Source organism: Streptomyces sp. NPDC058008, assembly GCF_042886395.1.
Taxonomy (GTDB): Bacteria; Actinomycetota; Actinomycetes; order Streptomycetales; family Streptomycetaceae; genus Streptomyces.
Genome location: NZ_JBHVQX010000034.1, coordinates 1 through 23,844, shown reverse-complemented (window position 1 = coordinate 23,844; position 23,844 = coordinate 1). Strand labels below are relative to the sequence as shown.

The following is a 23,844-nucleotide window of genomic DNA, read 5'->3' as shown; positions in this document are numbered from 1 at the left end:
CTGAAATGGCTGAGCCGATTGCGCTGGCCGTCCACCTCACCTGATGGGCAGGAGGCTGCCGAGTCCGCGCTGCGACGGGCTCAGGCAGACCAGAAGGAGGCCGAGGAGCGGCAGTCTGCCGTGTCCGAGGCTGCCGGTGCGCTGCGGCAGATCCGGCAAGAGAACCATTTCGCAGCGCGGTTCCGCGCATCCATTGAGGGGAGATCGGCGTGAGCATTGCGCAGATCTTGAACCTGGCGGCCAGTGGTCTGGTCGCCCTTTTCGCGGCCGTGTTCATCGTGACGTATCACGTCCTCGCCCCGTGGCGGAGGACGGCCATGGGCTGGCATCTGATGCTGTTCACCGGGGCGATTGGGCTGCTGGGCTTGTACACGATCGTCGTAACGTTCACTGGCCTGGACGGCACGCCCGCCACGATCCTGCGCTACGCCCGCACCGCGGTCTTGATGTTCGTTGCGGCGCTGATCGCCCAGCGGACGTGGATGGTGTGGGCCGCCCAGCACCCCCGCAAGACCCACGACGGCACCGGCAGCAGGGAAGAGACGCCATGACGACGGTCACGGGTAAGCAGGTTGGCGGAGCCCCGCAGCGCACCGAGGTCAGGATCACCCTGGTTGACATCACCGGCACCACTGCGGTCGGCTACGTGGCGGGGGACCAGTCGCAGATCGTGCGCCCGGTCACTGTGAAACCGCATGAGGACGGCACTTGGTCGGCGCAGCTCACCCCGAACTTGGGAATCGAGGCTGCGGCAGGGGACACGGTGTGGGCGGTCATGGAGGGAAGGGCTCTCGACGGTATCCCAGTGATGACGTACATCGTCGTCCCGGATGCGGGCGGCCCGTACTGGGTGGGGGACCTGCGGGTTGACCTTGGGGACGCGCCCACCGGGGGCAGCACCATCGTGTACGTGCCGGGCCCCGTAGGGCCGGTTGGGCCGCCTGGCGCGGCGGGCCCGGAGGGCGATCCTGGCCCGCAGGGGCTCCCGGGAGCCGTCGGCGCCGACGGGGCGCCGGGAGTGGCCGGTGCGACCGGGCCGGAGGGACCGCAGGGGGCGACCGGCCCTCAGGGAGACCCCGGGCCGGCAGGGTCGCCTGGCGCGACCGGTCCTGCTGGGGCCAAGGGCGACACCGGAACCGCCGGATCTCAAGGCCCCGCAGGGCCGAAGGGTGACACCGGCGCTCCTGGTACAAATGGCTCCCCGGGTGCACCTGGGCCGGCAGGTGAAACGGGGCCGCAGGGCCCGACCGGGCTGACCGGCCCTACTGGGGAAGCAGGACCACAGGGGGTGCAAGGGCCTCAGGGGGCAACCGGCGCGACCGGGGCGACAGGCAGTACCGGCCCGGCTGGCACCAACCAACCACCCCCGGACGTGCAGATTTTCACCGCCTCCGGCACCTGGACCAAACCCGCAGGGGCCGTAGCCGTCCTCGTTCACTTGGTCGCCGGCGGGGCAGGCGGCGGATCCGGGCGTCGTGGAGCGGCAGGTACCGTCCGCTGCGGTGGGGGAGGGGCAGGCGGTGGGGCCGCGTACCACGCCACTCTCCAGGGAGTGCTCCTCACTACCACCGTCCCCGTCACCGTGGGAGGAGGAGGTGCCGGTGGTACCGCGGTCGCCACCGACGACACCAACGGCGGCACGGGAGGACCCGGCGGCCCGACGACGTTCGGCCCGTACGCCCGTGTCGGAACGACGACCGGAGGCGGCGGTGGGACAGCGTCCAACGGCACAGCCGGATCATCCGGTGCTGGTACAACGCTCGGCGCTACCGGCGGCGCGGCTTCCACGACCGGGGCGGCGGGCACGAATGGCAACCCGGGGGTTCTCGGTGCGGCGTCCGGCGGGTCCGGCGGCGGCATCACGTCGGGGAACGCCCCTGGCAGCGGGGGGAACGGCGGGACGAACTCGGCCGTGGTCTCCGGATCCGGGGGGACAGTCGACAATGCGGCTGCCACTTCGCCCGCCGACGTGGCAGCTGACTCCGGGCTTTCCGGTGGTGGGGGCGGGGGTGGGGCTGCGTCGGTGACCACCGCAGCTCAGTCCGGTGCGGCGGGTGCCCGGTACGGCGGTGGAGGCGGCGGCGGAGGTGCCGCCCTGAACGGCAACGCGTCCGGTGCAGGCGGTACGGGTGGCGGCGGGATCGCCATCATCATCACCTATTTCTAGGAGGACTCGCGGCAGAGCCCATGATGTACGTCGCGGTGAACGCCGACGACCCGACCGACATGGTCATCAAGCTGGGCCCGCTGTTGTGGGACGGGGAGACGGAGTACGACCCGGGTCCGCAGTTCCGGCTGGTGTTGGAGGCGGACGCGTTGGCGGTGGGGTACGTGTATCCGCCGCCGGAGGGTGGTGGTGACCCGGGGGAGGAGCCTTCGGAGGACTGACCGCCCGGGGGCTTGTCCTATACTTTTGCGACAGTAATAACGTGATCTTGCTCAGCCCTTCGGCTGCTGCCGTGCACCCCTGACCTGCTCACTTCGGCCCGTCGTAACAAGCAACCAGCAACACGTAGGCTGACACGGCGATGCCCCGGCCACTTGCTCTGGCCGGGGCATCGCGCTGTGCGGCTACTGGTGCCGTTGTGCGGGCTGGCTCTCCAACCGAGGCAGAAGCCATGCCGCCCCTGCCGGGAAGAGGATCAGCATGGAGCAGCCAACGAGCAGCCGTGTCATCCCGAGGTCTTCACCAGGCCCCGGCAGGACGATGGCGGCCATGGCTGCCAGGCCCAGGGTGCATGGGATCGCGGTGTAGCGGATGAAGTTTCGCACCAGGGCCCGGGAGAGATCGTCCATGGTCGTGCCCCTCACTGCTCGGTGGTCCGGTAGGTGGCGGTGTTGGGGTCGGTCTTGCTGATGACTTCGGCAGCGGCAAGGTCGCGCAGGAGCTGGCGGGCACGCTTGTCGGTGACCATGTGGCCAGCCTCGGACAGGGCGTTCGCTGCGCGGCGGGTGTTCCACGTACCGCCCGCCGTCTGGACGGCCTTCTGCAGGGCTTCCTTCTGTCCTTGTTCCGACTCCTCCGGCAGGTTTCCGGTCTTGCGGACCCACTCGCGGCTGCGGCCGGAGGCGTGCGCGATGTCGATCTGCGGCATGCCCATCCGTACGGCGGACCTGGTGACGTTCTCCAGGCGGGTGCGGACGTTGCCGATGGCGGTCTGGGTGCTGAGGAGCTGGGTGTCGAGGGTCTTCTTCTCGTCCTCGAAGTGGCGGAGGTCGGCGGCGATTTCGGCGAGGAGGCGTCCGGTGGCCTGCCACTGGCGTTCTTCGCCGATGGTGGCGGTGGAGATGGCGGGGGCGGTGATGGTGGGGCCGTCGTAGACGTGGACAGAGAGGAGGGGGACGGGCTGGATGGTGGGGCCGAGGAGGGCGTCGCGGTAGTGGCTGTCGAGGGTGTCGGAGGCGAGCTTGGCGGGGTCGGTGTAGCCGTCGGTGTCTACGTCGGTGGTGGTGGTGGCCCAGGTGGCACCGCCGTCGGTGCTGGTGAGGACGGCGTAGATGTACGGGTGCATGATTCCTTTCATGGATTGCTGTATCGATGCCAACGTTACATGAAGCGTTGGCATGAATCCATAGATTCACGGAAGCTGTTTCGATGGTTCGGGGGCAACAACTCCCGCCACCAGGCGCACCCTTGACTTATGAGCACCAATCTGGACCCCCGCGATGCCGAGGCACCCGCCCCCGACACCGAACCGTCGGCCACGGACGAACCCCCGCCGGCCGCGCGACCGGAACGCCCGCACGAACCCGGCGCCCGACACGCACCGCTGTCCCGACTGCTGTACCCGTGACGCGGATGATGGGCGCCTGGTCGTCGCCGTGGTGCCCGTACTGCCGTGGCCCGGCGGGGGTGGACTGCCCGGACCGGTCGTGGTCGAAGAAGACGCAGCGGGCGCGGGAGAAGCGGGCCTGGCAACGGGAAGCAGGGGCAGCGTTTTGTCGACCCCGTGCCACGCTGGAGCAATGAGCGCTCTTCCCCTCGGCTGGTGCCAGATCTACGACGGCATCACCATCTACGACGCCAATGGCCAGCGCCAACCGGACTGCCCGAACGCCCCGGCCGCCCGGATCACGCATCACCACGGCGGCACCACGATGCTCTGCCAGCAGGATCTGGACAGCTGGCTGGACAACGCGGACGAGGACCCCGGCATGGAACCCGCTGAGCTCAAGCTCCTAGGGCCCTGAGCGTCAGTCGTCGCGAAACGGCCCGATCCTTAGGATCGCTCTCACAGCAGAATCGAACGGCTCGAACACCTCCTGACCGCCTCCTAAGTTGGGAGGCACCACTCGCGCTGGTTCTCGATAAGCTCATATGCAACTCCCCACGCCGTGCCGATCCCCAGCAGGGGCAGTGATGCTGATCACTGTTGATAATGTTCCTTCTATGGAGTCAAGATCCGAGAGCAGATTTGAGCGGGCCCGAGGAGGGCGAGTGACGCACGACGAGCTTGCAGAGTGGATCGCTCATCCCGTTTGGAGTCCGCGCATCAAGAGGCATGGTGTCCCCATGGAGGACGCCCTGAGATTCGTGGACACCTACACCCAAGGGGTGGTCTCTGCGACGCTTCGAGTCGTCGCTGAACAGGTCCAGGATGAGCGGGATCGGGTTGACATCCTGGAGACCGCCAGCCGGGTCGAGTCTGCGCTCGATGATGCATGCTGCCCCCTGTGCGAGGAGGTGGTCTGCGACACAGGCTGCCCTCTGTCTCCAGTACGTGCGCAGCAGGAGGCCGCCTGGCGGCGGCAGAAGCGATGAGCGAGCACGACGACGTGGTGGACGCGGAGTTGGTAGAAGGTGACCGGCTCCCCGCCATCCCTGAGGACCGGGCCCCGGCCGTTCCGCTGGCGGAGGAAGACCCCGACGCGTGGCTGCCGCCCGAGGCCGAGGAAGACGTACGGGCGGGCATCCCGAAGGACACCAGCCGGGCGTACGAGGGCGACATGAAGCAGTTCGCCGCCTGGTGCGAGCAGGTGGGCCGCCGGGTCCTCCCCGCTGCTCCACAGACCGTCACCGCGTACCTGTCGTACCTCAAGCGCACCCCACGGAAGCGAACCGGGCGGCCGTACGGCCCGGCAACGATGGACCGCATCATCACGTCGATCCGCTCCTCCCACCGGGCGGCCGGATACAAGCCGCCGGACACCATGGGCGCCCGCAAGGTCGTCGCCGGGTACCGGCGGGAGCTGTCCGAAGCCCAGGACCCGGCGGCCGCACCGAAGAAGGCGACGGCCGCCGACCGGTCCGTCCTCGCCGAAGCCCTGTCCCACCTTGACCGGACAGCCCTCGTCGGGAAACGCGACGCCGCGCTCATGCTCCTTGGGCACGCCATCGCCTCCCGTGGCAGCGAGCTCGCCCCACTGAACTGGCCGGCCAGCTTCACCGACCTTCCCGACGGCGGGTTCACCGTGCGGGTGTACCGGAAGAAGCGGAAAAAGTGGCAGAACGTCGAAGTGCGCCCCGAGCAGGACCAGGACCTGTGTACCGTCACCGCTGTACGGGACCTGGTGGAAGCTCTCGCACATGAAGGGCACGCCCAGGGTCCGCTGTTCGTACGGATCGACCAGTGGGGATACATGGGCGCCGAGATGAACCGCAAGGGCAAGCCGATCGGGGACCCGGACGGGCGGATCAGCATCAACGGGGCCTCCGACATCGTCAGCCGGTCCATCCACCGCACCGGCCTTCCCGGAAAGTGGACGTCGCACTCGCTGCGCCGGGGCCTGGTCAAGAGCGCGCGGGCCGCAGGGGCGGACATCGTCGACATTGGCCGGCACGGCGGGTGGGACGACCGTTCAAAGGCGCTGATCGGGTACATCGACGAGGAGGACAGCACCGGGGACCGCAACCCGCTGTCCCAGATCGCGAAGAAGGCAGCGGCCCGGCACGAGGAGCCCACGTGACCCCCAAGCAGTACAGCACCCCGTCCGTCAGACAGCTGTCCGCGGTAGTCGACAACATGGCGGGCTCGGTGTCGGAGGGGCGGATGCGGCAGCTGCGAATGGTCGTCGACATGTTCGGTCGGGCGGTCGGCCGGGACGAGATGCCAAAACGGTCCTCCCGTACAGCGGAGCAGCTGTTCACGTGGGCTGCGCTGCGCCCGTTCTGGGACCTGGCGGCGGCCGGGGAGCTGCGGCACTGGGAGAAGGACCTGGGGAAGCCGCTGCCGGTGACGACGCTGAGGGTGGTGCGGAACTGTCTGGAGATGCTGGCCGCCCGGGTGTTGCCGCAGGGGAAGCGGGTCCGGTTGCCGGAGCTGGAGGTGCCGGTGCTGAAGGCGACGGTCGGCGGGCGGGCGTTGGACTCCCTGTACCGGGGGATGGTGGATCTGGCCGGCCGGGGTCCGTTGGTGCGGGACGGGACGGCGTTGTCGGTGGAGGACCGGGCCCGGGTGCTGGCGATGGTCGCAGTGTTGCTGGATGCGGCGCCGCGGTCGGGGGAGATGGCCGCGCAGTCGTTGGCGGAGCTGGCACCGGGTGAGGTGGCGGTGGGAGTGCGCCGCAGGTCGCAGCGCCGAGACGAGTACCGGGCGGCGGAGGTCGCGGCGATGACGGGGCTGCACCCGCGAACGGTGTCAATGATCCTGGCCGGGCAGGGTCACGACCGGTCGGAGGCGACGGAAACCCGGGTGCTGGAGGCGTCGAACGCCTTGCCGCCGGTGCCGGAGGTGGAGTGGTTCGAGCTGCGGGAGGGTTCCCGGGTGGCGGTGCGCCGGTGGCTGGAGGTTCGGCAGGGCCTGGTGGACCAGGTGCCGTTGACGGGGCAGCGGACGGCGTTGTGGGTGTCGTTGGTGCCGTCGAAGGCCGGGCCGGCGGGGTTGCCGTTGCGCGCTCAGGGCCTGCGGCAGGGGTATGCGCGGGGGGTCACAGCGTTGAACTGGGTGATGGCCGGGGAGTACGGGTGGGAGCCGTTGCCGACGACGATGGAGCAGATCCGCCGGTCCGTGGACGTGGTGCCGCTGCTGGAGCCACCGGTCTGAGTTCAGGTGCCGGGGAGCTGGTCCTGGTCGATGTCGCGGGCGGGTGCGGCCTGGGGTTGCCGGGTGGGGTCGCAGTCGGGGCCGAAGCCCCGCAGACGTGATTCGAGGGCGGTGAGGGGCTTCCCGCAGCGTCGGCAGTACCGGTGCCGGTAGCCGGTGGTGGTGTCGTCGAGGTCGAGTTGGGGTTGGTGCCGGTCGGTGGCCATGGGTTCCAGTGTGCTGGTTGTGGTGGCGGATGGGATCAGCTGTTTGTACAATCACCGTTATCTGACGGGTACGCCCGCAAGGAAGGCCACCCTCCGGTTCGGGGGGTGGCCTTCGGTGTGTACGGGGTCAGGCTGCTTAGTGGAGGGCGAGGCATTCCGAGCACCAGCGCTCGTTCTTCACTTCCAGTCGGATCGGTACATCCCGGTTCGGAGAAGGGGCAACAATTCCCTCCTCCTCGCTGCACGCGATGGGGTGGAAGTCGCACCCCCCAGTGCACCGGTGGCCGGGGGCGGGCTTGTGCCAGATGGTCTGGTCGGGGGTGCGGCCGTAGCCAGGGACGCGTTCCGAGACGGCAAGCATGGGCTACTCCTTATGCGGCAAGCGCGGCATCGGTCTGGATGAGGGTACGGGGGGTGTAGTCGGCGTCGTCCTGGTCGCGGGCCAGCTCGTAGAAGAACAGGGCCTGCGCGTCGTTGACGGGCGCCGGGGTGGGGCGGACGTACTTGGTGGGGGCCGGCCGGTCAAGGACGTACGCCATGCGGTGGACCGTGTAGCTGAGGACGTGGTCGACCCGGACGGTGCGGGGTTCGCCGGTCGCCCGGTCCATGGCCTCGAAGACGATGCGGCCGTCACGGGTGGTGCGGATCTCGTAGAGCTCCAGGCTGCGGACGGTCTCGACGAGGCGGCCGGTCTTCTTGCCGGCGTCGTCCTTCTCTTCCTTGAGGAAGGACACGGTGACGACGTGCTGGTGGTCCAGGGCCCGGTACAGGTCGGTGAGGGTCTTGGTGGCGGTCTGCGTCGCTGTGTGCTTCATCGTGTCCCCCGCGTCGTCTTCGTGTTGAGAACACCATGCCATGAACGCTCTTGCTTATGCAATACGTTTACGGGTATTGTTCTGGGTGTCGGGACAGCCCCGGCACGGATACCCGTTAACAGTGCGGGCGTCTGCAATACGATAGGAGGAACCTGGCGTGGCCAACGCCCCCAAGACGCGCCCGCCCACCAGCCGCACAAGCGGGCGTCCCCCGAGAGGACCCCGCCCCGTGCCCACCCGCCGCAACTTCACCGCCGGCCTCACTGCCGCATCTGCTCGCCTCCGTGAGGTCAACTCTCCCGACCTCGCCGCCCATGTCGACGAAGCCCTCGCGGTGCTGGAAGGCGAGATTGTCACTGCCCGGAAGGACGAGAAGCTCCCCATTCGGCTTCCGATCACCGCCCGGGACCGCATCGTGGCCGGCGCCGCAGAAGCCAACCGCACTGTCACCGCCGACGTGAACGAAGCGTTCACCCGGTTCCTGGCGGGGGAGTTCACCCTCAACCAGCCGGTCCGTGCCCGCCGCGGTGTCGCTGAGGACAAGGTCAACCTGAACGTCCGCGCGAACAAGACGCTGATGGAGCAGGTGGCCGCGACTGGTGTCCTGCCGATGCACGTGGCGGCGGACTGGCTGATGCGGAAGTACGAGACGGGCCCGTACGCCGCGGGGCAGAACACCCTGCTCCCGGCCGGTTCGACCCGTAACCCGCAGATCCCGCGCCCCGTCCGGGACCTGATCCGGGCCCGGGTCGCGGAGGCCGGGAAGAACGTGAACACGGAGATCGAGGAGGCCTTCACCCGGTTCCTCGCCGGCGACTTCACTCCGGTCGCCCCGGTCTGGCCGAAGGGTGCGGACATGGTCCCGTTCAAGGTCAGCCCGAACAACGACCTCTTCGAGCAGGTCAAGGAGAAGGCGGAGGGCATCACGCCGATGCAGGTCGCCCTCGCGTACCTGCTGGCCGAGTACGACATCGCCCCGGACACCGCCGCCGAGTAGGCGCCCCGGCGGGTGTGGGGCCTGGACACCGACAACTGGGACCCCGCACCCGCCGCACACCGCAACAACCCCATAGGAGACCTCGTGGCTACGACCACCGAGGCTGCCCGCAACACGGGCGGCCCGACCTCGCACACCCGTTTTCAGTTCGCCCCGGCCACCAAAGAGCAGTCGAAGGCCCGCGTCGCCCTCGACGGGCCGTCCGGGTCCGGGAAGACGTACACCGCCCTGACGATCGCTTCCGCCCTCGGCTCCCGCATCGCCCTCATCGACACGGAGCGCGGCTCGGCCCGCAAGTACGCCAACGAGTTCGCGTTCGACGTGCTGGAGATGGCGTACTTCTCCCCGGACGACCTCGTCGAGGCCCTGGCCGCCGCTGGCGCCGCCGGGTACGACGTCGTCATCGTCGACTCCCTGTCGCACTTCTGGTCCGGTTCCGGCGGCATGCTGGAGCAGGTCGACACCGCGGCGAAGAAGGGGTTCGGGGGGAACAGCTTCGGCGGGTGGAAGGAAGCCCGCCCGATGGAGCGCCGCATGGTCGACGCCTTGGTCGCGTACCCGGGGCACGTCGTCGTGACGATGAGGTCGAAGACGGACTACGTGCTGGAGACCAACGACCGCGGCCGCCAGGTCCCGCGCAAGGTCGGCATGAAGCCGGAACAGCGTGAAGGTCTGGAGTATGAGTTCGACATCGTCGGCTCGCTGGACTGGGAGAACAACCTCCACGTCACGAAATCCCGTGCCCGTGCACTGACCGGCGCGTTCGTGAAGCAGCCCGGCATCGAGTTCGGTCAGCAGATTAAGGACTGGCTGGAGGACGGGACCGCGGTCGAGCCGATTGAGGACCTCATCACGGAGGCGCTCCGCGCGGACGCGGCGTTCGAGGACCTGGGTGCCCTGATGCGGAAGGTACGGGCCCGCCGGCTGGAGGGGGCACCGCTGATGGACCCGGAGGGCAAGCCGACGACGCTCGGCGCGTACATCCAGGACCGCGGCAAGGCCATGCGGATGGCCACGCAGAACGGCAACACTGGCGGGAGCGTGGCCTGATGGCCGGTCCCCGGATCGGTTCGGTCTGCTCCGGTTACCGCGGTCTCGACATGGCCGTGGAGCGCGTGTTCGGCGGGACGACGGCGTGGGTGTCGGACATCGACCCCGGCGCAAACAAGATCCTCGCCCACCACTGGCCCCAGGTCCCCAACCTCGGGGACATCAAGACCGTCGACTGGTCCGCCGTTGAGCCGGTGGACATCTGCTGCGGCGGCTACCCGTGCCAGCCGTTCAGCATCGCCGGCGAAAAGAGAGGAACTGCGGATGAGCGGCACATCTGGCCCCACATCGCCCATTCCCTTGGCGTACTACGACCCCGCATCGCAGTCTTTGAGAACGTCGGGAATCACCTTCGGCTCGGATTCGACACCGTCCTCGCCGACCTTGCCCGCCTCGGGTTCGATGCGGAATGGCTGTGTCTTCGCGCGTCGGACGTCGGAGCTCCCCACCCTCGGCGCCGACTCATCCTCCTTGCCGTTGCTCAAGACGCCGACCGCGAACCTCGGGTCGAATGGCGGGTCGCAGCACCCGGACAAGAGGAAGGCGGGGGGGCATGGTCCGACGCTGGCGGACGAGGTGGAGCACCTGCTGACGGAACGTGCGACAGCAGCGCCGGCGCCTGGGGCAAGTACGAGCCCGCTGTCCGACGCTGGGAGCGTGCCGCCGGTCGGGCTGCCCCTCACCCAGTCAACGCTATGGGACGCCTGAGCACTGCTGCTGTGGAGTGGATGATGGGCCTGCCCGCGGGCCACGTCACCGGCGTCCCGGGCCTCACCCGTAGCGAGCAGCTTCACGCCCTGGGCAACGGCGTTGTTCCCCAGCAGGTCGAGGCCGCTCTCCGCGTTCTTGCCGCACGGGCCGGTCTTACCCGATCACTCGCAGTCGCCGCCTGAACCCAGCCCAGCCCACTGCACCACCGGCCGGTCCCGCCATGGGGCCGGCCGTTCCATTCCCCACACCCCTAAGGGAGGCCCGCTGTGGTCGTCGTGTCCATCTTCGCCGTCGTGTTCCTGCTGCTGGCCGCCCCGTTCGGTGTGGCCCTGTGGCGGCATCTGACAGGCCGTATGCCGCCGCTGCCCGAGGAGTACGCCCGCTACCGCCCCGACCGGTACCCCCGATGACCCGTATCCCACCCATCCGGCGCCCCGACATGGAGGAGGCGACACCGATGTACCTGATCCTGCTGGGCGCCGTGGGCTCCCTGACGTTGGCGGGCGCCGCGTGGTGGCAGCTGCGCCGCCTGCAGCACGCGATCCGCACGGAGCGGGCCGCGGTCCGCCTGACGCGGGCTGCGGACCACCGGGACATGGACGCGTTCCGGGCCCGCATCCGGCGCCTGGTCGCCGAGCAGCAAGCGGTCGAGGAGGCCGCCCTGGTCCTGGCCGACGCGGAGGCAATCGTCACCGCAGAACTGGCCCGCACACCGCACTACCCGCACCACCCGCACGAGGGGGACCCGACATGAGCAGGATCGACGCGATTGCAGCCCGGCAACGTCTGGTGGATGACCGGTACTACTACCTCCGCGGGTGTGGCCCGGACGAGGAGTACCCGTGGATGTCGGCGGGGGACCCGGACGTGCCTGTGAATGCGTGGGGCCCGTACACGGACGACGGGGCCGAGCCGCAGCGGGTACGTCTGGCCCGGGAGCGTGCCGCCCTGGCCATCTGTGGCCGCTGCCCGGTCCTGGCCCTGTGCCGGGTGTACGCCAACACCACGACGGTGGACGAGACAGGCGTGGAGCACCTCGTCGAGCCGGAGGGAATCCTCGGCGGGGAGCTGGCGCTGACCCGGCACCGGGCACTGATCGCCCACCGGCACGCCGCGACAGTCGGCGACACCACGGCCACCGCACCCGCAGCACCGCCGGTACGGAACATTGACGACGCCCGCACCCCGCAGAAGCTCGCCGTCCTGGACGCCCTGGCCGTCGAGCTGTACGACGAGCGAGTTGCCCGCCGGGCCAGCATGGACGTGCGGACCTGCAACTGGCACCGCAGCGCCCTGTGCTCCCTGTTCGGCCTGGATCGGGAGACCGCGACCCGTGACGAGCTCCTTCTCGAAGCGCTCCGCCACGGCCTCATCCCTACGTCGACCCGGGTTGTGTGGGACGGGCTGTGGCCGGTCGCCGCGGCCCCCACGACGGATGGGGCCCGTCAGCGCCGCATAGCGCCCGGTATCCCCGCGGCACTCCTCGTCCCGCAGCCCCGGGCCCGACGCCGGCCCCGGCGGGCCAGCATCCTGACCCGCCTGCTTCACCCTCGCGCCCTGTTCCCGGCCGCCGCCCTGGCCGCCCCGACCCCTGTTCTGGAGCCTGCAGCATGACCACACAACCCACCGCCCCTGCGGCCACCCCGGACGTCACTGCCGTCGACCAGGCCCTCGCCGACCGGTGCCAGACCTCCGGGGATTACCTCGCCGGGCTCATCGCCGCCGGACACCTCGAAGCCGCCGGCACCGTCCGGAAACTGCCCGCCGACCTGTTCCCCGACTGGGACCCGGTCATGGTCGAAGCGGTGTGGGCGGCCGCCCTGCCCGTGGGGTTCCAGGCCGGGAAGCTGTCCGTGCGCCCTACGTGGACACCGGAGGCCCTGCACCGGCTCCGCGCCGAGCTGGAGACGGCCGGGTATGTGGCCATGGGGCGTCTCGCCGGCCGGTCCGCCTCCATTCACCCGCCCCGGCATCCTGCCGACGCGGAAGCCCCGGCCGTGGACAGTTTGGTGCGGGACGGGGGCCACCCGTGACCCAGTCCCCTTCCCGCCGGTCCACTCGTGGCCGTGGTCAGCCGCCCGTCTTTGATGAGCCGATGCGGGCCGCGTACCTGGACCTGATCCGGCACGGTGTGCGTCTCGGTGACGCTGCCACCCAGTTGGGCATCAACCGTGTCACCCCGACCCGTCAGACCCGCATCGACCGGGAGTTCGCTGCGGCGTTGGCGGAGGCGCGGGTGGTGGGGCAGAAGGTGCGGCGGGAGGGGGTGCCGCACGGCGAGTACCGGTACAACCTGCTGGGCTGCCGCTGCCCGAAGTGCACCCGGGCTGCTGCTGTGGGCCGGGCGAACCGCCGTGCCTCCGAGGACCCGCCGCCGGGTGAGGACGGGGGCCAAGTCCGCCCCATCCGGCCGGTGGTGGCCGAGTCTGTACCTTCCTTTTTGCTGGCCAGGGCGTCTTGAGGGGTGCCGAGCCAGCCTTGCAAGATCACGTTATTACTGTCGCAAAAGTATAGGACAAGCCTCGGCCCCCGTACGGGCGTGCGATGACCTGATGAACCGACAAGAAGCAGGGCCCACAACACGATCGCGAAGGAGGGGGACAAGTGGACACCCCGAAAGGTAGGCTGTGCCTTGCACCAGACGGCTACTCAGATTCAGGTCCGGCCGGAAAGTGCACCCAGACAAGTCGATGGCCCCACGGTTACCCAGATGTTTGCCGCATCTGGCGCGGGGCCGGGTCGACACACAGCCACTACGAAGGCGCCGACATGCAGAAGAGTACCCGGGGCCCAGCCCCTCATGACAGTAGGACCCCGCTATCCGGCGTGAAGATCACACCGCCGACGCAGCGCAGGGGCCCTGTCACTTCAACTTCACTCATCGCGTGACCGCCCGGGACGGCGCTGCTGCCGTCTCCAACGGAACCATGCCGTGCCCCGTGCCTGACCCGGTGAACGGACACCCCTGCACAAAGAAGATCCCTCCCGGCTGGACTGCCGACGAGGGACACGGGGGTGGCCACTTCTGGCAGAGCCCGAAGGTCGCCGAACTCCAGGAACGCGGTGTGCACTTCGACGCCGGGTCGTTTCTGTCCGGGAAGCCGACGCCGTGGCATGAGGCGAAAGACTGCACACCATCGTGCTGGAAGTACGGCTGGACGGAGGGCGAGCGATGAGCGACAACCTCCTCCTGCTCCACCAGCCCACACAGGCACCGCCGTTGCGCGCAGTCTTCGATGCTGTCGACTACTGCCAGTGCGACCGAGGACCCGTCATCGGCGTCGTCACGTACACCGAGAGCCGCATGTGGTTCTTCCCCGTCGGCACCCGGAACGGCGACAACCCCGAGGGCTCGCCCGAACTCTGCTGTGTCGACTGCCTGGCCGAGACGGCGCAGCGGATCGCCTCCGGAGCTGTCCTGGCCGAGAGGCAGGCAGTAGCCCGCGAGCGCGCCGAGGAAACGAGCGCCCTCCGGCAGCGTTCTCAGATTTCCGTGGCGGACTGGCCACGGCAGACCTCGCCCAGCAAGGGGGATCAGGTGACGTAGCGACGTTCTGAGCGGGAGGTCCTGGGCCCCTTGGCGGGGGCTCTTCCTCTACCGCTGGCCGCTGGTGTTTGGCGACACCGTGCGCGGCCCACTTTCACGGCTCGGTTTGGCGACCGAGCTAAGGCCCGACTCTCAGATCCGGTTTGGCGACCGAGGCCGAGCAGGTCGAGCGACTACAGGTTCTGCGCGAACCACCTTCACCGCGAAGAGGCCCTTCGGCTTTTCCGCACAACGTGAAAGCAGGTCCATAGTGCCGTACGCGCACACCGCTTGTCAGCTTGAGCACGCCCAGAAGGGCGTTTCGCGGCAAAAGTCCTGCGCCGAACAGGGCACCCAGTGCCTTCTCGTCGCCCCCGCAGGCCAGTGGCTCACCACCACAACCGGCCGCATCGCCACCGACGGACACTCCTGGCTCACCGCCATCCACTGGGCCGCCGACCCCAAGACGAAGCGCTACACCCCCACCCGCACCCACGGGCCCCGCAGCATGAACGTCACCACGCTCCTCCTCGCCCAAGAGATCGCCAACCTCAAGGAGTGCCGGCCCGGGATCGCCTACCTCGCCCGCAAGCTCAAGGTGTCCGAGCGCACCGTCGAGTACCACCTCGGAATGCTCCGCGAAGCCGGACTCCTCGCCTACCGGTCCAAGGGCGGCCGTGTCGTCCAGGGCCGCGACGAAGCCTCCGTCTACGAGCGCATCATCCCCGCCGCGTTCGACGAGGCACACGGGATCCGCACCATCGGCGAAGGGGTGCAACGCCGCCCGGTCGGTGCCGCCGAAGAGGCCCGGAAGTCTCTCGGGAAGCTCGCCCGGAAGGCCGCCCGGAAGGTGCGCCGCCCCCGCCGCCGCACCCCCGTTTCCGGGGAAGGCCGTTGCACCCTAATGGAGGGTGGTTCTTCTGGGTCTTCCTCCACAGGTCGTTCTATCCCCCCCTCTGAGACAAAACTCGCCAGCGGGGACCACAGCCACCCCACCCCGAAGAACGCCACCAACGGGCCGAGGACGCTCAACCGGGTCGGGCGCCGCTACCAGCTCGCCCAGGAGCTCATCCAGAACGTGCCGTGGCTCTCCAGGGCATCCGCACCCCGCATCTCGTGGATCGCCCGTCACTGCGCCGACGCCGGCTGGCAGTGGCAGGAAGTCCAGGCCGCCGCCGAAGAGCGCGGGCCCATCGGCGAGGTGGACTCCCACCGCCCGTCCGGGCTGCTCGCCTACCGCCTCAAGGGCGTCCACCAGCTGTACGCCACCGAGACCGCCCGGCACGCCATGCTCACCGCGTGGGAAGACTCCCGCCTCCGCGAGCACATCCGCCACCAGGGCTGGGACACCCCGGCGTTCATCCCCGCCCAGGCCACCAACACCGCTGCTGCCGCAATGGGACACATCCGGACCGTCCTCGCCGCCCCGGCCCCTGCCGACGTGGAGGGTGCCACCGAACACCCCGCGGGGGACGTCGACATCGAAGCGCTCACCCGCGACGAGGTCCTCGAGCACCGCGAGTTCGCTGCCGCTGACCCGACGTACGTACGGAACCTTCTCGAGGGCCTCGGCGACCGCGACACCCGCCGGCTGCTGACCCACCGCATCGTCGACCAGGCCCTCACCCTGCTGCGCCTGAACGCCTCGCCCACCCTTGCACCCACCTTCTGACAGGAGATCACCATGAGCAACGCCCCCACCAACATGCACCCGCCGTACACCGGACCCGAGACCCGCTGCACCAAGTGCGGCAGCACGGGCGCTTACACCGAGTACATGGCCTCCGGGGAGTGCATTCACAGCCGTGCTTCCGAGGTCATCGGCTTCGCCCCCAACCCGCGCCTTCACCGCGAATGCGGACGCTGCGGCCATCAGTGGGACGAAGCCACTGTGGAGCAGGAGGAGGCTCCGCATGCCTGAGCATCGCGCGTCCGGTGCCGACCTGGCCCGCCTCGCCTTCCAAGCCGCCCGCGCCGCAGCGAAGACCCGACCCACCACCCAGCCGAAGCTCCGCACCGCCCGACCCGCCCGCGGCGAACGCCGCGACCCCGCAGGCCTCGGCAACATCCTCGGCAACCTCACCACCGAACTCGGCTGGCAGACCGGCGTCCAGGGCGGCGACCTCCTCACCCAGTGGCCCGACCTGTGCCCCCAGTACGTCGGTCGCGTCGAGCCCGCCCACTACGACACGCGGGCTGGGCGTCTCGACCTCCGCCCCTCCTCGCCCGCGTACGCCACCCAGCTCCGCCTCCTCGGCGGCCAGCTGTGCAAGCAGATCAACGACAAGCTGGGCAGCGACCTCGTCCGCTCCATCCGGGTCCTGCCTGTGGGTGCCCTGCCGGGCGTGGAATCCCCGAGCCGGCCCGCAGCCGTGACGCCCGCGGCCGACGTTGACCCAGGCCCAGTGAAGACCCGCGAGACCGCGTCCCCCGGATACCGGGCCGCGCTCGCCGCGGTGCGCCGCCCCGAGCCCCGCACCGTTGACCCCCACGTCCTCGAGGCCATCGCACGCCAAGACCAGGACGCCGCCCGGGAGCCGGAGGCCGCGTTCGCCGCAACGGTTGCCGCCATGGAGGAGACCGTCCCCGCGGCGATCCGGGACTCCGAGCGGGCACGACTGGCTGCCGTCGACCGGAAGTACGGGGCGGGCGACCAGACGGTGCGGACCATCTTCGGGGCGGCGTGACAGCCAGCAGGATTTTTTACGGCCGTAAAAATATGGCACTGGACTCCAGCCCACACCGCCCACCCTGCGGACAGGCCTCCGAGTTTTTACGGCCGTAAAAACCACCCGGCCCCCGTGCCTCTCGAACCCGGCTCTGCTCGTCTGAGAGACTGCTCCCCGTTCGTCCGGAGTACCGGAACATCGGGAAGTATTCGGAGACCACATCACCATGCCGCACATCACCGTGCTCTTGAACAGGAAAGGCGGAGTGGGCAAGTCCCTCATCTCCGTCAACCTTGCCGCCGTCATCGCCGAGATCGTCCGCGATGACCAGTCCGTAGCCGTGGTCTCAATAGACCCCCAGGCCACCAGCGTCGAACACGCCGAGAAGGTCAAGCAGCAAGGCCGCACCGTACCCTTCCGCGTCGTCAACGCCAGCAAGAACGTCGACCAACTACGCCGGCTCCGACACGCCAAAGCCGACTTCATCATCGTCGACACCCCCGGCTTCATGCCCCTCAACGAAGAAGACGAGAACGACGAATCGATCGATCCGCTCGGCGACGGCACCGTCGGTGACGCCCTGCGCGCCATCCTCGACGTAGCTGACGACGTCATCGTCCCCCTCGAAGCCGAGGGAGCAGCATTCAGGCCCACCAAGACGACCATCGAACGGGTCCTCATCCCCCGCCAGATCCCGTACGGGGTCCTCATCAACAACTGGGACCCCCGCGACGGACAAGCCGACCTCGAGCGGACCACCAGCCTCGTGAACCGCCGCGGCTGGAACCTCTACAACACGACAATTCGCCACTACAAGCCGCACACCCGCGGCATCGTCAACGGACGGTTCTGTACCCAGTACGAGTCCAACCACACGGCCACCAAAGCCAAACAGGACTTCGTCGCACTGGCCCTTGAGCACCAGATCCGCCGACAGAAGCAGGCGGCACTCTGATGGCACGCGACGAGTTCGATGACTTCTTCGGCGAGGAAGAACCCAACGACGTCATCGACACCAAGGCTGCTGGCCGACTCCTGCGCGTACCCCTGAACCGCATCGCCCCGAACCTCGTGAACCCCCGAACCGAGTTCGGCACGAAGGAGGAACTCGAGGACTTCGGCCGAAGCCTCAAGCGTCGCCAGCTCCATGCCGTGCCTGTTGTCTCACGCAAGGCGTACCTGGACCTGTGGCCAGAGCACAGGGAGGTCATCGGGAACGTTGATGTCGTCATCGTCAGCGGTGAGCGCCGGTTCCGCGGTGCGACAGCCGTGGACCTGCCGGCGCTCGAGTGCGTCATCAACGACGAGGTAGCCGCATCAAGGAAAACGTTCCTCGATGCTGTTGTGTCCGAGAACATCGACCGGCAAAACTTTGACGCGATCGAAGAGGCCACCGCAGTTGAAGCACTCGTGCAGGCCTTCGGGACCGCGGGGGCTGTCGCGAAGCACTACGAGCGCGGCGACGGCTGGGTGTCCCAGCGTCGCATCCTGCTGCGTCTCGCCCCCGAGGCGCAGGCCCTTGTGCGACGCCGAGACATGCCCCTCGAGCCTGCCCGGAAGCTCGGCAAGCTCGTCAAGGACAACGGGTGGGACTCTGCGGACCAACTGGCATGGTGGGAGGAGCAGCAGCGTGGCCGGGCCGATGCGGCAGCGGCAAGGAAGGCTGTCAAGGTGGCGCGTAAGGAGCAGGTGCCAGTCGCGGCATCTGTCGGGCCTCTGGCTCCCGGCCCTGTTTTTACGGCCGTAAAAACGGAGGAGACCCCATCCGTGCCGGCCGACCCTTCACCGACCCAGGCTCCGGCAGCACCCCAGGTCGAAGCTCGGCCCGCCGATCCGGTCAGCCCGACGCCGAAGGCCACTCCGGCTGGGCCCTCTCTACCTGAACCCCGGGGGACGCGCGCCTCTGAACCCGCGGTGGCGGACGAGTCCGCAGTACACCCCCCGGCTGCCACCTGGCAGCTCCCCCCTGGGGGCTGGGAGGCCACGTTCAACATGGTGCTCGCGCAGATGGGGGAGTTCGACCGTCACATGCTGACGAGGAAGCTCGTCAAGGTGATGGACAAGGAACTCGGCCGGGCACCGGCAGGCGACTGACCAGTCCGCCCCCGCCGGCCTGACCCAGCACGACCACGGCCCCGCACCCCCAGCCATGAGGGAGCGGGGCCGCTCTTGTTGCAGGGGTCGGATTTCGGTCGGAAACGGCAGGATGCCGGGGTTTTTCGCTCACCCCTTCGAGTGGCCGCCCGGCCTACCCCTTCCCCACCGCCCACCTGCGGCCTTGAGTGGTCCTGCCGCCGCCTTGCACGGGACGACGGCCACCGGGGGCAGAGGACACCCCACCCAGGGATCGCAGCGCCTCTGCCCCCACCCACACCCGACACGCACCGCCACCACCACATCCCGGCAAACGCTGGCCCGTAGGACACTCCCCGGCCTACAATCACCGTCATCTGGCGGGTATGCCCGCGAGGTCTCGAGCCCCCGGCCGGTTCGACGGGCTGTTGTCGGTAACTCCGGCCCCCGAACCCCGGGGGCTTCCTCACACCCCCACCCGGCCACAGCACGGAATGGCCGGGACGATACCCCCACCCCGATCACGACGGCATCAAAACTCGGGTCCGCCTTACCCACCCGGTGAAATCGGTGTCACAGTAGATCTCCCCCGGAAACGGAACTGGCAGCCGCCCCGGGGGTCTGTGCCCGGGGACAGGGAGCCGACGGGCCACAGGAACCCTTCCCCACTGCCAGGGAGCGGACCACGCCCTCATGCCCTCAGCAGCAGAGCCCGCACACCCCGAGCCCACCATCACGGGACCCCCAGGCAAAGTCCTTCACTTCGCGCAGCGCACTTTGCGGACCGGGGCCGGCAGGCGCACCCCACAACCCCAGCCATCCGACGAACCCGCGACGGTGGCCGACACCCCGCAGCAACGCCTCGCCGAAACCGCCGAAGCATGGTTCCTTGCCCAGCAGATGACGCTCACCGACCCGGCCGCCGCCGACACGTACCGGGCCACCCTGGACCTCACCCGCCTCATGCTCGAGGGATCCCTCGCCGAAGGTCTCATCGGGCAGGACGAGTTCCAGCACCTTACGGGCATGATCGAGGGGCTGCGGAACGCACCAAACAGTCTGTGAATATGCCCCTGCAATTGCACGGATGAGCTGGGCAGACGTGATCCGGACCCCCACGCAGTGTTGATCATCTAAAACTTTCCGTTCAACAACCGACCGGATCGTGGCACACTGAGGCGTCCGGAATAACCCGGAGTGACAACCTCCGGCCACCGGCGCGCGCCCGGCTCACACACCGTCACGCACCGCGCCCCTGGCCGGAATCGAGGGGACGGGGACACCAATGCCGGGAGACGACGACACCACAGGACGCAGGCTCCGCCTCCTCGCGGCGGAGTTCACCCAGCATCAACGCCGCAGCCCCGACCCCACCGGGCGCACCGCCACCCAAGCCGAACCCCCCGCACCCATCAACCTCGGCACCCTCGACTACATGCGCGCCGCCGTCGCCGAAGTCGAGCAGCACACCCGGGCCGCCGACCCTGCTGCCGGCCCCTACCGCGGGTCCGTCGACCGGGTCTACGAATGGGCGCGGGAACGCACCGCCGACCTCGACGAGGAACGCCAGCAGGCCCGCGAGGCCCTCATCTACCGGCAAGGCCTTGAGCACGCCATCGCCATGGGCGACACCGCCGTCATCCGTAAGCACCCCTGCCCCCAGTGCCGGTGCTTCGGCCTGTATTGGCGGGACGAATCGGGGAAGGCGTCCTGCGTGAACCACTACTGCGTAGATGACGATGGCGTCTCCCACTCCTGGACGCTCCAGCAGCTGGCGCACCACTACATCGCATCGAAAAGTGCCCTGTCAGTTCGTGCAACCTGACGGGCCCTTTAGCTGTCTACCTACTAGCACCACACATCACGCACATCACAAGCACAACCGGACTCTCTGAGTCCAACCCCTGTATCGGCCGCCGGAGCTGCGAACGACGGCCAAGCCGACGCCGGGAGCGCCCGTGGCCATGCAAGTCATCGTTCCGTACTCCGTTGCCAGCGACATGATGACCCTCCAGGACGTGCGAGGGCAGCTCGCCGAGACCGGCTATCCCGTGACCCTCGATGACATCGCCGGATGGATCGAAGCGGACGGGCTGTACACCGAGCACTACCGGCGCAAGGTCTACGTGTCGTACTCCGACATCCTCATGGCGCACGGTGATCGCGTCGCCCGCAAGCCTGCCGCGACCTGACCCGCCGGCTGCGGCCGCACCCCTGACTGCCCCTCATCTTGGGCCCCCAGCCCGTAGGTGGGGGGCTTTTGCATGCCCGAATACCGCGCAACGTCTTGCGTATGCCAGACGTTAAAGGGTACTGTGGTTTCACCGACAACGGGACGGCACACACCCTCCCGGAGTACCCACACCAGGAGTCCGCCATGGGCCACGCCGTGATGACGCACACCCAAAACCGGTCCACCGTCAACTACGACACCCTCCCCACCGGCACGCAGGACCTCGTCGACTACCTCCTCGCCCAGGCCGACAACACCGCCAACGCCAACGAGTACGAAACCCTCATGGCCTCCCTGATCGCCATCACCGGCATCACCGGCGTCCGGCACAACGACATCCGCAAGTGCGCCTGCCAGGCCTGCTACTGCACCCGCATCTTCGACGCCGACGCCCCCGACGCCCTCGTCACCGAGGAATCCGACGGCTACAACCTCGGCCGCCTCCAGTGCCCCGACTGCGCCGACGAACACCCCCGGCCCGTCGAGGACTGACCCCCAACTCTCGTCCCTGCCTTTCGCGAGGAGGCAGGGGCGGGAACACCCCGGCCCCGAGTCGAGCACCACACCCACAGGGTGCGCAGTAGCCCCTCGGGGCCGGGTGAACAGCCCCCTCCACCACCGCCAAACCGGGAGACACCCATGACCGCCACCACTTTCGCCGCCGGGGTTGCCCTGCGCCGCGCCGCCGACCTCATCCACACCGACGGCCTCCACACCGGCGACCAGTTCATCAACCGAACCACCGGCGCCGTCGACGTCGCCGCCGCCATCTACCTCATGGCCGAAGGCGGCATCCCCGACGCGTTCTACAACGACGAGGTCACCTCGCTCGCCATCATCGGCGCCTCCGCCCCGACCATGACCGCGATCCGCATCCTGTCCGACAGCCTTCCGACCCCGCCGTCGTACACGGAGATCGCCGACGGCCACGAGGTCCCGGACTACATCGAGCACGTCTCCAACTGGGCCACCACCACCCCCGTCTTCGGGGAGCGCCCGCCGACCACCTCGGAGGTCATCGGCGCGCTCCTTCGCGCCGCGCAGACCGCCGACAGCCGCGAGCGCCGCTTCGGCTGCACCGACGCCAACGGCTTCTGCCTCACCTGCCACGGCCACGGCAGCCTCACGACCGGCACCAAAGAGATCCCCTTCGAAGACCTGAGCCTGCGCCGCCAGCAGGGATACGCCGCCGGACACAGGTTCCACCGCGACATCACCGCCCCGTGCCCGTACTGCGACGGGCAGGACCGCGCTACGGCCGCTGCCGAGCAGGCCGCCGAATCCGCCGCCTGACCACCGACCCGGAACAGGACCCCACCGCCATGAGCATCCTCACCATCGCCCTCGACACCCTCGACAACCCGGGCGACCCCGACCACGCCCACGGCCGGGCCGTCGCCTACGACGCCCTCCACGACGGGGACTCCCTCGACACCCTCGAAGCCCGCCTGGAGTGGATGACCGACCCCACCGTCTCCGGCACCACCTACTCGGCCGCCTACCTGTCCGGGTACCGCGCCCAGATCACCGACTGGCGGGCCTACGACTGGGCCCAGCGCGTCGCCACCACCCACAACGCCTGGGAGACGGCCCGATGAGCACATCTGTCGTCATCTTGCTGCTCGGCTCCATCACCTGGATCGCCTACCTCATCGTCATGGCCGCGATCGGCGCCGCAATCGGCGCAGCCATCGCCCCCAGCACCACCGACACAGACAGGAACACCCGATGAACGAGAACGCCCGCTACAACCTGCTCGCCGCGATCAGCTTCAACGACGCTGCGAACGCGGGCAGCACCCCCGAGGAACTGGTCGACGCCTACTGCGTCGAGGTGCTGCACGAGGCCATCGACGCAGTAGGAGACCGCGAACAACGCCGTGCCGCCTCCGGCCGCGACGCCCTTGGATGGGAGTCGGCCCGCGACGTCCTCGCCCGCATGGCCGACAAGCTCAGCCGGGGCGCGGTCCGGCCACCGCTCTCGAAGGGCCCGAACCCGCTCGTCGTCTCCCGGTTCGACGTCGCCATGGAACCCGCCCCGGAAGAGGAGCAGATCCTCACCATCGGCTGCATCGACGAGGACGGACGCCCTGTAGCCCTGGTCCTCGACATGGAAGCCCGGTCGAAAGTCGCCCGGTGGCTGGCCCCTGAACTCAACGACACCGGCAGGGCCGCCACCACGTGACCTGGCCTACCGCCCCCGCGCTCATCGCCGCCGTGCTGGGAGTCATCGCGCTCGCCATGATCTGCGCCTCCCAGCACGGCCACGGCACCACCAGCACTGACCCGCACGACCCACCGGACGGAGACCACCCGTGAGCCGCAGCACGAAGACCCGCACGCGCAAGACCACCACCAAGCCCACCCCGCGCGCCGCCCTCCCCGCCCGGACAGCCCCCGCCCCCGAGTTCATCACCGACACCCAAATACGCGCCCACTACGAAGCCCAACTCGCAGGCCTCCCCCACACCCCCATAACCGCCTGGACCCCCCTCCCCAACGGCACCGCCCAGATCCGCTTCCCGTCCGGCGCCCGCCTCACCCACACCGCCGGCACGCAGGTCTTCACCGCCCACACCCCC

The 23,844-nt window shown here is 69.0% G+C and carries 37 protein-coding genes; 32 read left to right on the top strand and 5 right to left on the bottom strand.

What is annotated here, in order from left to right; translation table 11 throughout:
- Positions 1–36: 36 nt before the first annotated feature.
- The gene (locus ACFVS9_RS28130) at positions 37–168 is read right to left on the bottom strand and encodes a hypothetical protein (RefSeq protein ID WP_389936673.1); all 132 of its coding nucleotides are present in this window, start codon (positions 166–168) and stop codon (positions 37–39) included.
- A gap of 41 nt (positions 169–209) precedes the next feature.
- On the opposite strand from ACFVS9_RS28130, the gene ACFVS9_RS28125 reads away from it, so the two are divergent.
- From ACFVS9_RS28125 to ACFVS9_RS28115, 3 genes are all read left to right on the top strand, one after another.
- Positions 210–551, top strand: coding sequence for a hypothetical protein (locus ACFVS9_RS28125; protein ID WP_389936670.1), 342 nt, complete (start codon positions 210–212; stop codon positions 549–551).
- Between the two features lie 1,472 nt (positions 552–2,023).
- Positions 2,024–2,167 (top strand): hypothetical protein, encoded by a 144-nt coding sequence (locus ACFVS9_RS28120; RefSeq protein ID WP_389936667.1) that lies wholly within the window; start codon positions 2,024–2,026, stop codon positions 2,165–2,167.
- Positions 2,168–2,187: 20 nt separating this feature from the next.
- Positions 2,188–2,388 (top strand): hypothetical protein, encoded by a 201-nt coding sequence (locus ACFVS9_RS28115; RefSeq protein ID WP_389936664.1) that lies wholly within the window; start codon positions 2,188–2,190, stop codon positions 2,386–2,388.
- Positions 2,389–2,571: 183 nt separating this feature from the next.
- On the opposite strand, the gene ACFVS9_RS28110 is transcribed toward ACFVS9_RS28115, so the two are convergent.
- On the bottom strand, positions 2,572–2,796 hold the full coding sequence (locus ACFVS9_RS28110) for a hypothetical protein (RefSeq protein ID WP_389936661.1): 225 nt from the start codon (positions 2,794–2,796) through the stop codon (positions 2,572–2,574).
- An 11-nt stretch (positions 2,797–2,807) separates the two neighbouring features.
- Entirely contained in the window at positions 2,808–3,524 is a 717-nt protein-coding gene (locus tag ACFVS9_RS28105; RefSeq protein ID WP_389936659.1) for a hypothetical protein, read from the bottom strand.
- 117 nt (positions 3,525–3,641) lie between these two features.
- On the opposite strand from ACFVS9_RS28105, the gene ACFVS9_RS28100 reads away from it, so the two are divergent.
- From ACFVS9_RS28100 to ACFVS9_RS28085, 4 genes are all read left to right on the top strand, one after another.
- Entirely contained in the window at positions 3,642–3,794 is a 153-nt protein-coding gene (locus tag ACFVS9_RS28100) for a hypothetical protein (RefSeq protein WP_389936656.1), read from the top strand.
- A 172-nt stretch (positions 3,795–3,966) separates the two neighbouring features.
- Positions 3,967–4,191: a hypothetical protein gene (locus ACFVS9_RS28095; protein WP_389936653.1), complete on the top strand. Its 225-nt coding sequence runs from the start codon at positions 3,967–3,969 to the stop codon at positions 4,189–4,191.
- Positions 4,192–4,758: 567 nt separating this feature from the next.
- Positions 4,759–5,907, top strand: a complete 1,149-nt coding sequence (locus ACFVS9_RS28090) for an integrase (protein WP_389936650.1) — start codon at positions 4,759–4,761, stop codon at positions 5,905–5,907.
- Positions 5,904–6,983 (top strand): hypothetical protein, encoded by a 1,080-nt coding sequence (locus ACFVS9_RS28085; RefSeq protein WP_389936648.1) that lies wholly within the window; start codon positions 5,904–5,906, stop codon positions 6,981–6,983. The genes ACFVS9_RS28090 and ACFVS9_RS28085 overlap by 4 nt, the downstream gene beginning before the upstream one ends.
- 2 nt (positions 6,984–6,985) lie before the next feature.
- Here the strand turns inward: ACFVS9_RS28085 and ACFVS9_RS28080 are convergent, their stop codons facing one another.
- Together ACFVS9_RS28080 and ACFVS9_RS28075 are read right to left on the bottom strand one after the other, a co-directional pair.
- A complete protein-coding gene (locus tag ACFVS9_RS28080; protein WP_389936645.1) occupies positions 6,986–7,189 on the bottom strand; it encodes a DUF6011 domain-containing protein in 204 nt (67 codons plus the stop codon).
- Positions 7,190–7,560: 371 nt separating this feature from the next.
- Positions 7,561–8,004, bottom strand: coding sequence for a hypothetical protein (locus ACFVS9_RS28075; RefSeq protein ID WP_389936642.1), 444 nt, complete (start codon positions 8,002–8,004; stop codon positions 7,561–7,563).
- 229 nt (positions 8,005–8,233) lie between these two features.
- On the opposite strand from ACFVS9_RS28075, the gene ACFVS9_RS28070 reads away from it, so the two are divergent.
- From ACFVS9_RS28070 to ACFVS9_RS27950, 25 genes are all read left to right on the top strand, one after another.
- Complete coding sequence (locus tag ACFVS9_RS28070) at positions 8,234–9,001, top strand: hypothetical protein (RefSeq protein ID WP_389936639.1); 768 nt, start codon at positions 8,234–8,236, stop codon at positions 8,999–9,001.
- Between the two features lie 84 nt (positions 9,002–9,085).
- Positions 9,086–10,051, top strand: coding sequence for an ATP-binding protein (locus tag ACFVS9_RS28065; RefSeq protein ID WP_389936636.1), 966 nt, complete (start codon positions 9,086–9,088; stop codon positions 10,049–10,051).
- Positions 10,051–10,944, top strand: a complete 894-nt coding sequence (locus tag ACFVS9_RS28060) for a DNA cytosine methyltransferase (protein WP_389936633.1) — start codon at positions 10,051–10,053, stop codon at positions 10,942–10,944. Before ACFVS9_RS28065 ends, ACFVS9_RS28060 begins: the two co-directional genes overlap by 1 nt.
- Positions 10,945–11,028: 84 nt before the next feature.
- Positions 11,029–11,172, top strand: a complete 144-nt coding sequence (locus tag ACFVS9_RS28055; RefSeq protein WP_389936630.1) for a hypothetical protein — start codon at positions 11,029–11,031, stop codon at positions 11,170–11,172.
- On the top strand, positions 11,169–11,516 hold the full coding sequence (locus ACFVS9_RS28050; protein ID WP_389936627.1) for a hypothetical protein: 348 nt from the start codon (positions 11,169–11,171) through the stop codon (positions 11,514–11,516). Before ACFVS9_RS28055 ends, ACFVS9_RS28050 begins: the two co-directional genes overlap by 4 nt.
- Entirely contained in the window at positions 11,513–12,376 is an 864-nt protein-coding gene (locus tag ACFVS9_RS28045; RefSeq protein ID WP_389936625.1) for a hypothetical protein, read from the top strand. Before ACFVS9_RS28050 ends, ACFVS9_RS28045 begins: the two co-directional genes overlap by 4 nt.
- A complete protein-coding gene (locus ACFVS9_RS28040; protein WP_389936622.1) occupies positions 12,373–12,795 on the top strand; it encodes a hypothetical protein in 423 nt (140 codons plus the stop codon). The genes ACFVS9_RS28045 and ACFVS9_RS28040 overlap by 4 nt, the downstream gene beginning before the upstream one ends.
- Before the next feature lie 62 nt (positions 12,796–12,857).
- On the top strand, positions 12,858–13,223 hold the full coding sequence (locus ACFVS9_RS28035; RefSeq protein ID WP_389936620.1) for a hypothetical protein: 366 nt from the start codon (positions 12,858–12,860) through the stop codon (positions 13,221–13,223).
- 424 nt (positions 13,224–13,647) lie between these two features.
- Entirely contained in the window at positions 13,648–13,938 is a 291-nt protein-coding gene (locus ACFVS9_RS28030) for a hypothetical protein (protein WP_389936618.1), read from the top strand.
- Entirely contained in the window at positions 13,935–14,309 is a 375-nt protein-coding gene (locus tag ACFVS9_RS28025) for a hypothetical protein (RefSeq protein WP_389936615.1), read from the top strand. Before ACFVS9_RS28030 ends, ACFVS9_RS28025 begins: the two co-directional genes overlap by 4 nt.
- A 250-nt stretch (positions 14,310–14,559) precedes the next feature.
- Positions 14,560–15,960, top strand: a complete 1,401-nt coding sequence (locus ACFVS9_RS28020) for a winged helix-turn-helix domain-containing protein (protein WP_389936612.1) — start codon at positions 14,560–14,562, stop codon at positions 15,958–15,960.
- A gap of 12 nt (positions 15,961–15,972) precedes the next feature.
- On the top strand, positions 15,973–16,209 hold the full coding sequence (locus ACFVS9_RS28015; protein ID WP_389936609.1) for a hypothetical protein: 237 nt from the start codon (positions 15,973–15,975) through the stop codon (positions 16,207–16,209).
- On the top strand, positions 16,202–16,975 hold the full coding sequence (locus ACFVS9_RS28010; protein ID WP_389936606.1) for a DciA family protein: 774 nt from the start codon (positions 16,202–16,204) through the stop codon (positions 16,973–16,975). Before ACFVS9_RS28015 ends, ACFVS9_RS28010 begins: the two co-directional genes overlap by 8 nt.
- Positions 16,976–17,198: 223 nt before the next feature.
- The gene (locus ACFVS9_RS28005) at positions 17,199–17,912 is read left to right on the top strand and encodes a ParA family protein (protein WP_389936603.1); all 714 of its coding nucleotides are present in this window, start codon (positions 17,199–17,201) and stop codon (positions 17,910–17,912) included.
- A complete protein-coding gene (locus ACFVS9_RS28000; RefSeq protein WP_389936600.1) occupies positions 17,912–19,051 on the top strand; it encodes a hypothetical protein in 1,140 nt (379 codons plus the stop codon). Before ACFVS9_RS28005 ends, ACFVS9_RS28000 begins: the two co-directional genes overlap by 1 nt.
- Before the next feature lie 816 nt (positions 19,052–19,867).
- A complete protein-coding gene (locus ACFVS9_RS27995) occupies positions 19,868–20,095 on the top strand; it encodes a hypothetical protein (protein ID WP_389936597.1) in 228 nt (75 codons plus the stop codon).
- A 220-nt stretch (positions 20,096–20,315) separates the two neighbouring features.
- Positions 20,316–20,855, top strand: coding sequence for a hypothetical protein (locus tag ACFVS9_RS27990; RefSeq protein WP_389936595.1), 540 nt, complete (start codon positions 20,316–20,318; stop codon positions 20,853–20,855).
- A gap of 139 nt (positions 20,856–20,994) precedes the next feature.
- Positions 20,995–21,222 carry a hypothetical protein gene (locus ACFVS9_RS27985; RefSeq protein ID WP_389936592.1) on the top strand — a complete coding sequence of 76 codons (228 nt, stop codon included), beginning with the start codon at positions 20,995–20,997 and terminating at the stop codon, positions 21,220–21,222.
- Between the two features lie 185 nt (positions 21,223–21,407).
- Positions 21,408–21,755, top strand: coding sequence for a hypothetical protein (locus tag ACFVS9_RS27980; protein ID WP_389936589.1), 348 nt, complete (start codon positions 21,408–21,410; stop codon positions 21,753–21,755).
- Between the two features lie 147 nt (positions 21,756–21,902).
- Positions 21,903–22,556 (top strand): hypothetical protein, encoded by a 654-nt coding sequence (locus ACFVS9_RS27975; protein WP_389936586.1) that lies wholly within the window; start codon positions 21,903–21,905, stop codon positions 22,554–22,556.
- Positions 22,557–22,585: 29 nt separating this feature from the next.
- Positions 22,586–22,861 carry a hypothetical protein gene (locus tag ACFVS9_RS27970; RefSeq protein WP_389936583.1) on the top strand — a complete coding sequence of 92 codons (276 nt, stop codon included), beginning with the start codon at positions 22,586–22,588 and terminating at the stop codon, positions 22,859–22,861.
- Positions 22,858–22,995 (top strand): hypothetical protein, encoded by a 138-nt coding sequence (locus ACFVS9_RS27965; RefSeq protein WP_389936580.1) that lies wholly within the window; start codon positions 22,858–22,860, stop codon positions 22,993–22,995. Before ACFVS9_RS27970 ends, ACFVS9_RS27965 begins: the two co-directional genes overlap by 4 nt.
- A complete protein-coding gene (locus ACFVS9_RS27960; RefSeq protein WP_389936577.1) occupies positions 22,992–23,447 on the top strand; it encodes a hypothetical protein in 456 nt (151 codons plus the stop codon). The genes ACFVS9_RS27965 and ACFVS9_RS27960 overlap by 4 nt, the downstream gene beginning before the upstream one ends.
- Positions 23,444–23,581, top strand: a complete 138-nt coding sequence (locus tag ACFVS9_RS27955; RefSeq protein WP_389936574.1) for a hypothetical protein — start codon at positions 23,444–23,446, stop codon at positions 23,579–23,581. Before ACFVS9_RS27960 ends, ACFVS9_RS27955 begins: the two co-directional genes overlap by 4 nt.
- The coding region (locus ACFVS9_RS27950) for a hypothetical protein (protein ID WP_389936571.1) at positions 23,578–23,844 on the top strand (267 nt) is incomplete at its 3' end. The genes ACFVS9_RS27955 and ACFVS9_RS27950, both read left to right, overlap by 4 nt.

Coding starts and splice junctions, on each gene's coding strand:
- ACFVS9_RS28130 (WP_389936673.1), bottom strand. CDS start 168: ATGGTTCTCTTGCCGGATCTGCCGCAGCGCACCGGCAGCCTCGGACAC.
- ACFVS9_RS28115 (WP_389936664.1), top strand. CDS start 2,188: ATGATGTACGTCGCGGTGAACGCCGACGACCCGACCGACATGGTCATC.
- ACFVS9_RS28110 (WP_389936661.1), bottom strand. CDS start 2,796: ATGGACGATCTCTCCCGGGCCCTGGTGCGAAACTTCATCCGCTACACC.
- ACFVS9_RS28105 (WP_389936659.1), bottom strand. CDS start 3,524: ATGAAAGGAATCATGCACCCGTACATCTACGCCGTCCTCACCAGCACC.
- ACFVS9_RS28100 (WP_389936656.1), top strand. CDS start 3,642: ATGAGCACCAATCTGGACCCCCGCGATGCCGAGGCACCCGCCCCCGAC.
- ACFVS9_RS28095 (WP_389936653.1), top strand. CDS start 3,967: ATGAGCGCTCTTCCCCTCGGCTGGTGCCAGATCTACGACGGCATCACC.
- ACFVS9_RS28090 (WP_389936650.1), top strand. CDS start 4,759: ATGAGCGAGCACGACGACGTGGTGGACGCGGAGTTGGTAGAAGGTGAC.
- ACFVS9_RS28080 (WP_389936645.1), bottom strand. CDS start 7,189: ATGGCCACCGACCGGCACCAACCCCAACTCGACCTCGACGACACCACC.
- ACFVS9_RS28075 (WP_389936642.1), bottom strand. CDS start 8,004: ATGAAGCACACAGCGACGCAGACCGCCACCAAGACCCTCACCGACCTG.
- ACFVS9_RS28060 (WP_389936633.1), top strand. CDS start 10,051: ATGGCCGGTCCCCGGATCGGTTCGGTCTGCTCCGGTTACCGCGGTCTC.
- ACFVS9_RS28050 (WP_389936627.1), top strand. CDS start 11,169: ATGACCCGTATCCCACCCATCCGGCGCCCCGACATGGAGGAGGCGACA.
- ACFVS9_RS28045 (WP_389936625.1), top strand. CDS start 11,513: ATGAGCAGGATCGACGCGATTGCAGCCCGGCAACGTCTGGTGGATGAC.
- ACFVS9_RS28040 (WP_389936622.1), top strand. CDS start 12,373: ATGACCACACAACCCACCGCCCCTGCGGCCACCCCGGACGTCACTGCC.
- ACFVS9_RS28035 (WP_389936620.1), top strand. CDS start 12,858: ATGCGGGCCGCGTACCTGGACCTGATCCGGCACGGTGTGCGTCTCGGT.
- ACFVS9_RS28025 (WP_389936615.1), top strand. CDS start 13,935: ATGAGCGACAACCTCCTCCTGCTCCACCAGCCCACACAGGCACCGCCG.
- ACFVS9_RS28015 (WP_389936609.1), top strand. CDS start 15,973: ATGAGCAACGCCCCCACCAACATGCACCCGCCGTACACCGGACCCGAG.
- ACFVS9_RS28010 (WP_389936606.1), top strand. CDS start 16,202: ATGCCTGAGCATCGCGCGTCCGGTGCCGACCTGGCCCGCCTCGCCTTC.
- ACFVS9_RS28000 (WP_389936600.1), top strand. CDS start 17,912: ATGGCACGCGACGAGTTCGATGACTTCTTCGGCGAGGAAGAACCCAAC.
- ACFVS9_RS27990 (WP_389936595.1), top strand. CDS start 20,316: ATGCCGGGAGACGACGACACCACAGGACGCAGGCTCCGCCTCCTCGCG.
- ACFVS9_RS27985 (WP_389936592.1), top strand. CDS start 20,995: ATGCAAGTCATCGTTCCGTACTCCGTTGCCAGCGACATGATGACCCTC.
- ACFVS9_RS27980 (WP_389936589.1), top strand. CDS start 21,408: ATGGGCCACGCCGTGATGACGCACACCCAAAACCGGTCCACCGTCAAC.
- ACFVS9_RS27975 (WP_389936586.1), top strand. CDS start 21,903: ATGACCGCCACCACTTTCGCCGCCGGGGTTGCCCTGCGCCGCGCCGCC.
- ACFVS9_RS27970 (WP_389936583.1), top strand. CDS start 22,586: ATGAGCATCCTCACCATCGCCCTCGACACCCTCGACAACCCGGGCGAC.
- ACFVS9_RS27965 (WP_389936580.1), top strand. CDS start 22,858: ATGAGCACATCTGTCGTCATCTTGCTGCTCGGCTCCATCACCTGGATC.
- ACFVS9_RS27960 (WP_389936577.1), top strand. CDS start 22,992: ATGAACGAGAACGCCCGCTACAACCTGCTCGCCGCGATCAGCTTCAAC.